Annotated in this window: 11 protein-coding genes; 5 read left to right on the forward strand and 6 right to left on the reverse strand. The window is 37.0% G+C overall.

What is annotated here, in order from left to right; genetic code table 11:
• Window positions 1-83 precede the first annotated feature (83 nt).
• The 3 genes from RMB03_RS20355 to cysN are packed head-to-tail and all read left to right on the forward strand — an operon-like array spanning window position 84 to window position 2760.
• Window positions 84-215 (forward strand): hypothetical protein, encoded by a 132-nt coding sequence (locus RMB03_RS20355; RefSeq protein ID WP_080026499.1) that lies wholly within the window; start codon window positions 84-86, stop codon window positions 213-215.
• Window positions 208-1116 (forward strand): sulfate adenylyltransferase subunit CysD, encoded by a 909-nt coding sequence (gene cysD / locus RMB03_RS20360; RefSeq protein ID WP_004641806.1) that lies wholly within the window; start codon window positions 208-210, stop codon window positions 1114-1116. Before RMB03_RS20355 ends, cysD begins: the two co-directional genes overlap by 8 nt.
• Before the next feature lie 30 nt (window positions 1117-1146).
• Window positions 1147-2760 carry a sulfate adenylyltransferase subunit CysN gene (gene cysN / locus RMB03_RS20365; protein ID WP_133746567.1) on the forward strand — a complete coding sequence of 538 codons (1614 nt, stop codon included), beginning with the start codon at window positions 1147-1149 and terminating at the stop codon, window positions 2758-2760.
• Between the two features lie 53 nt (window positions 2761-2813).
• Here the strand turns inward: cysN and RMB03_RS20370 are convergent, their stop codons facing one another.
• Window positions 2814-3362: a DUF2239 family protein gene (locus RMB03_RS20370; protein ID WP_311077382.1), complete on the reverse strand. Its 549-nt coding sequence runs from the start codon at window positions 3360-3362 to the stop codon at window positions 2814-2816.
• A gap of 222 nt (window positions 3363-3584) precedes the next feature.
• Between RMB03_RS20370 and RMB03_RS20375 the strand changes: the two genes are divergently transcribed.
• A complete protein-coding gene (locus RMB03_RS20375; protein WP_005042220.1) occupies window positions 3585-4097 on the forward strand; it encodes a hypothetical protein in 513 nt (170 codons plus the stop codon).
• A 40-nt stretch (window positions 4098-4137) separates the two neighbouring features.
• Here RMB03_RS20375 and RMB03_RS20380 read toward each other — a convergent pair whose 3' ends face one another.
• The 3 genes from RMB03_RS20380 to RMB03_RS20390 all read right to left on the reverse strand — a co-directional run bounded on the left by RMB03_RS20380 (window position 4138) and on the right by RMB03_RS20390 (window position 8470).
• The gene (locus tag RMB03_RS20380; RefSeq protein WP_005042217.1) at window positions 4138-5475 is read right to left on the reverse strand and encodes a CitMHS family transporter; all 1338 of its coding nucleotides are present in this window, start codon (window positions 5473-5475) and stop codon (window positions 4138-4140) included.
• Window positions 5476-6044: 569 nt separating this feature from the next.
• The gene (locus tag RMB03_RS20385; protein ID WP_017391686.1) at window positions 6045-7370 is read right to left on the reverse strand and encodes a hemolysin family protein; all 1326 of its coding nucleotides are present in this window, start codon (window positions 7368-7370) and stop codon (window positions 6045-6047) included.
• Between the two features lie 110 nt (window positions 7371-7480).
• Window positions 7481-8470 carry a LysR family transcriptional regulator gene (locus RMB03_RS20390; RefSeq protein WP_003653025.1) on the reverse strand — a complete coding sequence of 330 codons (990 nt, stop codon included), beginning with the start codon at window positions 8468-8470 and terminating at the stop codon, window positions 7481-7483.
• A gap of 587 nt (window positions 8471-9057) precedes the next feature.
• Between RMB03_RS20390 and RMB03_RS20395 the strand changes: the two genes are divergently transcribed.
• Window positions 9058-10662, forward strand: a complete 1605-nt coding sequence (locus tag RMB03_RS20395) for an isocitrate lyase (protein ID WP_003653024.1) — start codon at window positions 9058-9060, stop codon at window positions 10660-10662.
• Between the two features lie 60 nt (window positions 10663-10722).
• Here the strand turns inward: RMB03_RS20395 and RMB03_RS20400 are convergent, their stop codons facing one another.
• Entirely contained in the window at window positions 10723-11193 is a 471-nt protein-coding gene (locus tag RMB03_RS20400; RefSeq protein WP_004641811.1) for a copper resistance protein NlpE, read from the reverse strand.
• Between the two features lie 186 nt (window positions 11194-11379).
• The gene (locus tag RMB03_RS20405; protein ID WP_005042208.1) at window positions 11380-11703 is read right to left on the reverse strand and encodes a hypothetical protein; all 324 of its coding nucleotides are present in this window, start codon (window positions 11701-11703) and stop codon (window positions 11380-11382) included.
• Between the last annotated feature and the right edge of the window lie 139 nt (window positions 11704-11842).

Genomic DNA, 11842 nt, shown 5'->3' on the forward strand with positions numbered 1-11842 from the left:
AATATGAAAAAACAAGCAAAAGGAATCGGTTTTAAATCACTATAATGCATAACTAATGCTATAAGCCATATAAAGGCTTGTGGTTGGATTATTTATCACGAAAAATTGGAGTTGTTATGGCACTCGTTCCTCCACATGGTCTTCTACGTGGTGGTTTAATACCACTTCTAGATTTTATGGGCAAAATGGATAGAGAAGGACGTGTTCATGACTGAATCAAGACTCACACATCTCAAGCAACTTGAAGCTGAAAGCATTCATATTATCCGTGAAGTTGCTGCTGAATTTGAAAATCCGGTAATGCTTTACTCAATTGGTAAAGACTCTGCGGTAATGCTTCATCTTGCGTTAAAAGCGTTTTACCCAGCTAAACTTCCATTCCCATTATTACATGTAGATACTGGGTGGAAATTTAAAGAGATGATTTCATTTCGCGATAACATGGCAAAAACGCATGGCTTTGATTTAATCGTTCATCAGAACAAAGAAGGTCGCGAAGCTGGAATCAATCCATTTGATCATGGCAGTTCAAAATACACTGATATTATGAAAACCCAAGCTTTGAAACAGGCTTTGGACAAATATCAATTTGATGCTGCTTTTGGTGGCGCACGCCGTGATGAAGAAAAATCACGTGCGAAAGAGCGTGTTTATTCATTCCGTGATAGCAAGCATCGTTGGGATCCGAAAAACCAGCGTCCTGAACTTTGGAATCTTTACAATGGTAAAGTGAACAAAGGTGAAAGTATTCGTGTATTCCCTTTATCTAACTGGACTGAGTTGGATATTTGGCAATATATCTATTTAGAAAATATTCAAATCGTTCCTCTTTATTTCTCTGCTGTTCGTCCAGTAGTAGAGCGTAGTGGTACGTTAATCATGGTTGATGATGAACGTATGCGCTTAAAAGAAGGTGAAGTTCCACAGATGAAGTCTGTACGTTTCCGTACGCTTGGCTGTTATCCATTAACTGGTGCAGTTGAGTCTGAAGCGGATACGTTACCTGAAATTATCCAAGAGATGCTTTTAGCCACTAGTTCTGAGCGTCAAGGTCGTATGATTGACCATGATGAAGCGGGCTCAATGGAAAAGAAAAAGCAAGAAGGCTATTTCTAAGACAATTTCTAAATTTGTGGAGTTTGAGCAATGTCTCATCAATCAGAATTAATCAGTCAAGATATCTTGGCCTATTTGAAGCAACATGAACAAAAAGACCTTCTGCGCTTTTTGACTTGCGGTAACGTAGATGATGGTAAAAGTACTTTAATTGGACGTTTACTTTACGACTCAAAATTGATTTATGAAGATCAATTGCAAGCCGTAACGCGTGATAGTAAAAAAGTAGGAACCACGGGCGATGCACCAGACTTAGCATTACTTGTAGATGGTTTACAAGCTGAGCGTGAGCAAGGTATTACCATTGATGTGGCTTACCGCTACTTTTCAACAGAAAAGCGTAAGTTTATTATTGCTGATACACCGGGGCATGAACAATATACCCGTAACATGGCAACAGGTGCATCAACAGCTGATCTTGCAATTATCTTGATCGATGCGCGTTATGGCGTGCAAACACAAACACGTCGTCATACTTTTATTGCAAGTTTACTTGGTATTAAGAATATTGTTGTTGCCATTAATAAAATGGATTTAGTTGAGTTCTCTGAAGAGCGTTTTAACGAAATTCAGGTTGAATATGATGCTTTCGTAAACCAATTAGGTGATCGTCGTCCAGCCAATATTCAGTTTGTACCGATTTCTGCTTTAAATGGCGATAACGTGGTAAATGCTTCTGAGCATACAGCTTGGTACAAGGGTCAAACCTTGATGAGCATTCTTGAATCTGTGGAAATTAGTCGCGAATCAAACAAACACGAATTCCGTTTCCCTGTTCAATATGTGAACCGTCCAAACCTAGATTTCCGTGGTTTTGCTGGTACTGTTGCTTTAGGTGAAATCAACGTTGGCGATGAGATTGTTGCATTACCATCAGGTAAGCGTTCAACAGTTAAAGAAATCGTTACTTTTGATGGAAACCTTGAGCAGGCTGTAGCAGGTCAAGCTGTAACATTAACGTTGAATGATGAAATTGATATTAGCCGTGGTAACGTTTTGGTACGTGCTGGCGAGCAACCATTAATTTCACGTAGTGTTCGTGCTTCAGTGGTGTGGATGAATGAACATCCGCTTGTGAAAGGTAAGTTGTACAACGTTAAGATTGGTACGCAGACTGTTCCTGCGAAAGTGACTAATATTCACTATCGTGTGAATGTAAATACGCTTGAGCATACTCAGGTTGAAGAGCTTGAGTTAAATGCAATTGCAGACGTTGTGGTTGAGTTTGATGCACCAGTCGTATTTGATCAATATCAAGATTCACGATACACAGGTTCATTTATTTTCATTGATCGTTTAAGCAATGTAACGGTTGGTGCGGGTATGGTTGAGTCTGCGGTAGAGTGGACTGCGCATAGTAATCCTGTTACTGCTGAAGACCGTGCTGCACGTTTAGGCCAAAAGCCAGCAGCAGTTCAAGTTTCTGCAAAAGCACTCGAGCAAGCTCAAGTCATCGAAAGTTCGTTAATTCAGCAAGGCGTAGTTGCTATTGCTAAAGTTGATTTAACCGAAGAACAAGTTGCTTTGCTCCGTCAAACTGGCGTAACTGTTTTGACTACTGTAGCTGAAGGTACTGATACTAGCATTACTACTGAAAATGTAGATGAGTTGGTTGAACAAATTATTGCATTAGTCCGTCTTTAATAGGCTGAAGTGATTTTGAAAAAACCCGCGTAAGTGGGTTTTTTTTATTGGGTTTAGAAAATACTTTGAGTTTTTAAAGTTAAATATTCTCTTAAATCCTTAGGATAGCTCTGAATCATCTTTAAAAATATATCTCGATCGCCTTGATATAAGGCGCGTGTTGCTTCTTCGTAATTTGGCATATTACCCAACATGGCAGACATAAAACGGTCGATGGCTTGTTTAGCGAGCATAATATTACCTTCAGAATTTGGGTTATTTAACTCTTTATCAATTAACTTACGAATTACTGCTGATGCACTCGCACTTTGTTGATCTAGCCAATCCCAATGTTTTTTCTGTAAAGTGATTTCACGAGAAATTACTCCGAGTTTAGGTCGTCCAACTTTTTTAATTTCTTCCGGTTCAGCATAACGTTGTTGAAATTCTTGTTCCGAACCAGAAAGATCAAGATCAATTTGTTGACCTGTTTGATCGTTAAAAATCAGAATATTTTCCGTTTTTTTAGGAATATCTTTGAGTTTTTTTGCAAGTTCAACTAGGGAGTCACTCGCAATAAGCGTGCTTCCAGTGAAAGCAGTATAGGTGATTTTAGTATTCATTTTAGCCGTATATTTTTATCTGGGTAAAATAATATTATCAGGGTAAAATTAATTTGGCAAATAATTAAAATTATAATCAAAGAATTATTTGATTTTATGAGTGTAGTCTATGAAGTTAGGACTATAAAAATAGTCAAGATAATAGGCTATTTAAAATTTTACTCTGCTTTAGTAGTGCTTTTATGAGAGAATATGCCTTTAGTTGTATGTATAAGGACTCCTATGTTTGAGCAATCTCCTGAATCTTTAAGCGATATCGAAATTTTAGACATTTTACAGTCTATGAAAAAAGATAAGCTGGATACGGAAGCAAATGAGATTATCCGTAATGGGGGGAAAGCTGGGCGTCAAGAAGCACATAAACAGGCTTTAGTTGCATTGAATGCAAACTTTGAAGAAAAGTTTGTAGAAGCTGCTACGCTGGCATTAGGCTTGAATTCAGGTCAGGCGAAAAAGATTCGTTATAAAAAAGACCGTATCCGTATTTTTAAAGCACGTGGTATTGATTATTTAGCTATTGATGGTGCAGAAACCGCTCAGGTTTTAGCTCAAGTTGCTCAAGCGATTAGTCGTGAAGATGCGATCGTGACTGAAGGTCTACACAATATTTTTCCATTTTGGAAAGAAGGTTGGCCAATGGTTCAGTTTGATAATGCTTATAAAATTTTAGAAGAAGACATTACATTGCATTTTAACATTGTGTTAGATCACTTAATTGAATATGTACAGAAATAAAAAAAGCCCCGATTGGGGCTTTTTTATTGCATATGAATAATTAAAGCGTGCTAAAGAGTGGGAAAACACCAATCACTAAAGCAGTTCCCATCAATACCAGACAAGTTATAAATGCCCACTTTAAAGTGAACTTTTGATGGTCGGCAAAATCGACTTTAGCAAGACCACATAACAAATAGGTAGATGGAACAAGTGGTGAAAGTAAGTGTACAGGTTGACCTACAATCGAAGCACGAGCAATCGCTTCTGCGCTAATACCATAATGTGAAGCAGCTTCAGCAAGAATTGGTAAAACACCATAGAAGAAAGCATCATTTGACATAAAGAATGTTAACGGCATACTCACTAAAGCAGTGATTGGTGCAAGATATGGACCCATGCTTGGAGGAATCATTGCGACGAACTCTTTAGACATCGCCTCAACCATACCTGTACCAGATAAAATTCCTGTGAAAATACCTGCTGCAAAAATTAAGCCCACAACAGCTAAGACACTGTCTGCATGCATTGCAATGCGTTTTTTCTGCATATCAACATCTGGGTAGTTAATGAGCATTGCGATACAGAATGCTATCATGAACAACACAGACATAGGCAAGATGCCTTTGATCAAAGCAATCATAAGAAGGATGGTAAGCACCATATTTACTTTACGTAAATGTGGACGGGTCGCTTCAGGATCTTTCGATACAGTAATATTGTCGCCATGGTGAGTTTCAAGCTCAATAACGCCTAAACGTTTTTGCTCGTAACGACCGTATAGGTATGCCAAGAAGAATAACCAACCAATACTAATGACCATAGGGATAATCATTGGTACGAAAATGTGGCTTGGGTCAATTTGCAGGGCGCTTGCAGCACGAGCTGTAGGGCCACCCCATGGTGTTAGGTTCATTACACCGCTACATAACAGCATAAGTGCAGTCATGATGAGTGTATTCATTCCTAAGCGTTGATAAAGTGGCAGCATTGCAGCTACACAAATCATATACGTTGTTGAGCCATCACCATCTAAAGAAACCATTGTGGTTAAGAACACGGTTCCCATTGTGATTTTTAAAGGATCGCCTTTAACCTTTTTTAAAATCCATTTAACCGGTGGATCGAAAAGACCTGCATCGATCATTAAGGCAAAATATAAAATTGCAAATAAAAGCATTACGCCAGTTGGCGCTAATTTTTTGATGCCTTCTAGCATCATCTCACTGAGACCTTTGAGTTCAATGTGACTCAAACTTTCAAAGTAGTGACCTAGGCCCCAGGCAATAAGAGAAAAAATAAATGGGATGAGAATTAAAGCAATAATAGGGCTTAAACGTTTGGACATGATTAAGTACATGAAGCACAAAATCATGCCAACACCAAGTAATGTCAGCATACAATCAATCCTTTGCCTATAGTTTTACTGAACAAGTTTATTCAAAACTCTGACCTTGGTTATTCTTATTAATTTTTATTAAAAAGACAAATAATATATTTAGTTTATTTGGTTAATATATATTCAGTTGGAGGGGTATATTTATACGAAATACTGAACATATATATTAAGATTATAGTAGGCATATAATAAATGTAATTCATTATGATGAGTTATAAAGGTTTTATAAAAATAAAAATTATATGATATTTTTTTTAATTATATGTGGTTTGATGGATGAAATGAGAAGAAGAACCATTTAAAGACTTGCTTTGAGCTAAGTTACATAAGTTTGATGGCAATGTAAATGGGGGTGAATCGCTTCATGTTGATTAAGATATGTAGATTATTCTATTATTTTTCAGTGTTTAAGATTTAATATAAGTGATAATTTAAATAATATTGCTTTTAAATTAAAACAGCAAATTGAATTTATGAATCTAAAATAATTATTACATATATTTGAAAAATTTATTTAGATTAAAAAAAATACCCCACAAAAAATTGTGAGGTATTTAAATTAATATAAATCAGTTTTCATCAATTGATGAATGTACTTCGCTTTGTTCTAAAATTCGAGTTACAAGGAGTTGGTCAATTTTAAAATGATCGACATCGACTACTTCAAACTTGTAGCCACCGAATTCTACAAAATCTGCTGGACGTGGAATTTTGCGTAAGCGGTACATCATGAAGCCTGCTAATGTTTCATAATTTTCTTCATCAGGCATTTCATCAATTTCAAGTGCGTGTCTTAGATCATCAATTGGTGTGCTGCCATCAATTAACCACGAGTTATTATCACGTTTGATGATTTGTTGATCTTCCTCAATTGGGGTTACCCAATCGCCCATAACCGTAATCATAATATCGCTTAAGGTAATAACCCCCACGACAAGCGCATATTCATTTATAACAACCGCAAACTTTTCTTTGGTAGAGCGGAAACGATCAAGTAATTCCGAGAGGGTTAAGGTATCCGGGATCATCAAGACAGTACGAATGGTTGTTTCATTCAATTGCGTTGGGGATTGGTTGTTTAAAATACGAACAAGAAAGTCTTTGGCGTCGACGTAACCAATGACCTGATCAATATTTTCATTACATACCAAAAATTTTGAATAAGGATACTCTGCTAATTTTTGACGAATGCTATCTTCATGTTCATTTAAGGTGAAATAAACAACATTTTCACGTGTTGTCATGCTGGAAGGTACGTTGCGTTCTTCTAATTCAAAAACATTCTCGATAAAGTGATGTTCTTGTTTTTGCAGTACGCCTGCTTGAGCACCTGCATCCATTACTGCTGAAATATCATCAAAAGTAATGTTGTCTTCTCGCGTTGTATTCACTTTAAATAAACGGAATAGCAGGTTGGCAATTGCGTTAATTCCCCAAGCTAAAGGTTTACAAACCTTAATAAAAACCTGAATTGGATTAATAACACTAATTGCAATTTTTTCGGGTGCAATCATAGCCAAACGTTTTGGCATAAGATCGGCAAATAAAATAAAGAGTGATGTCACTAAAGTAAAGGATAGGGCAAAACCAATCGTTTGTGTCCAAGGACCTGCGTAGAAACGGTCAACTAAAGTCACGAAATAAGGACGAAAAGCAGCTTCACCCAAAATACCACCTAAAATCGCAACTGCATTTAGGCCAATTTGAGAGGCTGCAAAAAAGTCAGCAGATTGTTCTTGTAAATCTAGTACTTGTTGAGCGCGTTCTTCACCAGCTTCGGCTAGAATTTTTAGCTTAACTTTTCTGGCACCAGCGAGTGCAATTTCAGTTAAAGATAAAAAGCCTGCTCCGATGATAAGCAGTACGATGATAATGATATTTTGAAAGAGACTCACAAATCACCTGAGATTCATCATTATTATGACTATGTTTTAACATAAAAAAGCGCTGAGGTAATCAGATTGATTGCTCAGCGCCTGAAATCGACAATTAAATTAAAATTTATTTAATAGTGAGAAAATTGTGAATTATTGGTTAGAAATTCACGGTTTTCCTCTTCAATCATTTGACGAGCAACAAATAAGATAAGTTGGCGCAACCAGCGATGAGCAGGGTGATGATGTAACAACGGGCACCAAGCCATTTTAAGTTCGAACTCTGGAATATAAAAAGGAGGATCCTTTATAACCAGTTTAGGATTCTGTGTTTGTAGACGTGCCATCCGTGTTGGCAAAGTGGCAATAAGGTCTACGTTTTGAGCAAGTAAAGCTGGCATTTGGTAGTGGCGAGTAAATACAGAAATTTTACGACGTTGACCAATACGTTCTAATGCCTGATCAATCCAGCCTAAACCACCTTGTTTATCAGGGTTTACGCCAAAACCGACACCCATACCTGTTTTAGAAACCCAGATATGTTGTGCATCTAAATAGCTTTTTAAATTTAAATGAGTTACAGCAGGGTGTTTGTCGTTAAGAATACAACTGAAACTATCACGCCAAACTAAAACCTGATGGAAACTTTGCGGTATTTCATTAAATCTATTAATTGCGAGATCAACTTTACCTTGTTCCATGTCTCTATAAGACACATCACTTGGTGTAAGAAAATCAAGAACAACGTTTGGAGCTTCAGAGCGGAGCGCTTTAACAAGACGAGGAACTAAAGTTGCCTCGGCATAGTCCGATGTCATAATGCGGAAAACACGATTACTTGTATAAGGGCGGAATTCGGTACGGGGTTCCAAAATCATGGAGAGATCAGCAAGCGCATCACGAATACGAGGTTGTAATTCAAGAGCACGCTCTGTTGGAGTCATCCCTTCAGAAGAACGGATAAGAAGAGGGTCATTAAATAAATTACGTAAGCGACGTAAAATATTACTCATTGCAGGCTGAGTTACCCCAAGCTGTTCGGCCGCGCGCGTAACATTTTTTTCACGAAGAAGTACATCAAGATATATTAATAGATTAAGATCTACTCGCTCCAGATTCATAAAAAAAATACCGAAAATAAAACCCTGAAATTGTTTCAAATTATGCCATATCTAATAACTATTGTGTGAAAAAATGATGAGAAAAACGACATTTTTTGTAGGAATTAAGTAGGGGTAAAAAGTACTTCAAAGGCTCGATTTTATTGTCTTTGCTACATTTTTAAGTATGAAGGTGACAAATAGAATATATTTATATATAACTTATTACTTTCTAGCATGGAAGTTGACTTTTTACATTGGCAAAAATAGCCTAATTTACAATTGACTTTTAAGGTTAAAAATGGGTGGAAAAACTTCAAAAATTGTATAAAAATAAGACTTACTAAGTTTTTAGAATAAAACTCTATACTCCTTTAGAATAATTTTATTTTTATAAACAAAGTGTTAATGTTTTTGGTTTTATCTATAATATCGATTTATCGGTATATTTTTTAAATAAATACTGAAGATTAATAAAGGATATTGGATTAATTGATTGGCTAAGTCTAAGCTGTGTTCATGAAGAAGCAGCTGGTGTCATAAGAAATTTAAGTACATGACTCTAGGCTTCAATCGATGAAATCCTAAAATGAATACAGGACAATATCATGACTACATATCAAACAGCGATTGATGCAATCCGCGAACTAAAAGCAAAATTCGGTAGCACTTGGCGCGATATTAGCCCAGAAGATGCTGCACGTATGCAAATGCAAAACCAATTCAAAACTGGTTTAGACATTGCTAAATATACAGCTGCGATTATGCGTCGTGATATGGCTGCTTATGATGCTGACTCTAGCAAATACACTCAATCATTAGGTTGCTGGCACGGTTTTATCGCACAACAAAAAATGATTGCGAACAAAAAATACTTCGGTACTACTGAACGTCGCTATATCTACCTTTCTGGTTGGATGGTTGCTGCTCTTCGTTCAGAATTTGGTCCACTTCCTGACCAATCTATGCACGAAAAAACTTCAGTACCTGCATTAATCGAAGAAATCTACACTTTCTTACGTCAAGCTGACGCAAAAGAATTAAACGATTTATTCCGTGCGCTTAAAAAAGCAAACGAAGCTGGTGATACTGCTAAAGCTGCTGAAATCACTGCTCAAATCGACGGTTTCCAAACTCACATTGTGCCAATTATTGCTGACATCGATGCTGGTTTTGGTAACGAAGAAGCGACTTACTTACTTGCTCGTAAAATGATCGAAGCTGGTGCTTGTGCGCTTCAAATCGAAAACCAAGTATCTGATGCTAAACAATGTGGTCACCAAGCTGGTAAAGTAACTGTTCCACATGAAGATTTCATCTCTAAAATCCATGCATTACGTTATGCATTCTTAGAAATGGGCCTTGATGACGGTATCATCGTTGCGCGTACTGACTCTGAAGGCGCTGACTTGACTCAAAAAATCCCAGTGGTTAAAGAGCCAGGTGACATTGCTTCTCAATACATCGGTTTCTTAGATACTGTTGAAATTGACATTGCTGATGCTCAAGAAGACGAAATCTTGATCAAACGTGATGGTAAATTACACCGTCCTAAGCGTTTACCTTCTGGTTTGTATCAGTTCCGTGCTGACACACAAATTGACCGTGTTGTACTTGACTGTGTATCTAGCCTTCAAAATGGTGCTGACCTTCTTTGGATCGAAACTGCGACTCCAAACGTAGAAGAAATCGCTCACATGGTTAACCGTGTTAAAGAAGTTGTTCCAAATGCGAAGCTTGTTTATAACAACAGCCCATCATTCAACTGGACTTTAAACTTCCGTCAACAAGCTTACGATCGTTGGGTTGCTGAAGGTAAAGACGTTTCTGCTTACGACCGTGCTAAATTAATGAGCGCTGAGTATGATGCTACTGAATTAGCTGCTGATGCAGACGCTAAGATCCGTACATTCCAAGCAGATGCTTCTCGTGAAGCGGGTGTGTTCCATCACTTGATCACACTGCCGACTTACCACACTGCTGCTCTTTCTACGCATGAGCTTGCACAAGGTTACTTCGGTTCTGAAGGTATGTTGGCTTATGTTGCTGGCGTACAACGTAAAGAAATCCGTGGTGGTATCGCTTGTGTGAAACACCAAGCAATGGCTGGTTCTGACATCGGTGATGATCACAAAGAAATCTTCTCTGGTGACAATGCACTTAAAGCGCATGATGATGCTAAAAACACAATGAACCAATTCGCTGCACACTAAGAATTGATTTCAAAAGAAAACCCGCTCAAATGAGCGGGTTTTTTTATCATTAATAAATAATTATTTTTTCAATACATAGTGTTCAGCTAAAGAACCTTCAACTTTCTTACCTTCCATATCTAAAGCAGTTGCCGTATTTTCACCAATGAAGAATTTACGATTTTGTCCTTTGTCATCTAAGGTAATTACAGAAGTATTATCTTTGTCAAAAGTAAACGTACCATGTGTTTCAAATGGATTTTTATCACCTTTGCCAAGATAAGTTTCAGTCAATTCATAAGTTTTATCATCTTTTAACTCTAACTCAGTTTTAATACCTTCACAGTCTGCACATGGAAGAGTGCCTTTATATGTACCGTCCCAATCTAGTGAGTTTTCAGCTGTATGAGCGGTATCTACTGCATTGTTATTAGCTTCAGTAGTTTGTGCTGGAGCAGAGGCTTGTGGTGTTGTATCGGCTTTATTTTCGTTTTTGCTACAAGCAACAAGAAGGGCACTTACAAGTGCAACTGATAATAATGTTTTTTTCATGATGATCTAAACCTCGGAAAATAAATAAAAAAGCAATAAATAGGCTATGAAATATGAGAGCTTAATAAAAGTTTAAGTATGTAATTTAATTTTAACAAAAGGTAAAGTGAGTAAATTTTGAATAATTATTAAAAAGAAAATAAAAAGGAGGTATTCACTAAAACGATTTAATGAATACCTTATAAATTACGGTTGCGCTGAAACCCCACCTAAGGAGTCACATGCTGATTTATAGAGTTGGTATTGTTGCTTTAAAACCTCATCCAGCGGCATGTCGAATAATTCTTCACCATTTTTGTAGCTCTCTACGTATGAAGTTGCTTTTTCTTTGCTTACCGCTAAAGATTGCTGGTAGTAAGAATTAATCGAGCTTGTTGCAAGCTGGCTTGTCTCAACATTTTTACATTCGAAATTGTGCAGGATCTTTTCTGCACGTTTGACCTCACTAGATTGGCCAAAAATACACCCAGTTAAAAAGACAAGTGGGGTTAACACGAAAAAAAGTTTCATGGAGAGCAAGTATGGAAGCAACGGTGGGCGCTATTGTATAAACAATTCCATAAGTTACTGTGGTTTTATGTTAGACATTGATGATTTTTTAACTCATTAAAATCGAAAAATTGTATCTAATTTTATCAGTTGGCTTTTT

It is taken from the genome of Acinetobacter sp. V91_7 (genome assembly GCF_031799075.1).
GTDB lineage: Bacteria > Pseudomonadota > Gammaproteobacteria > Pseudomonadales > Moraxellaceae > Acinetobacter > Acinetobacter calcoaceticus.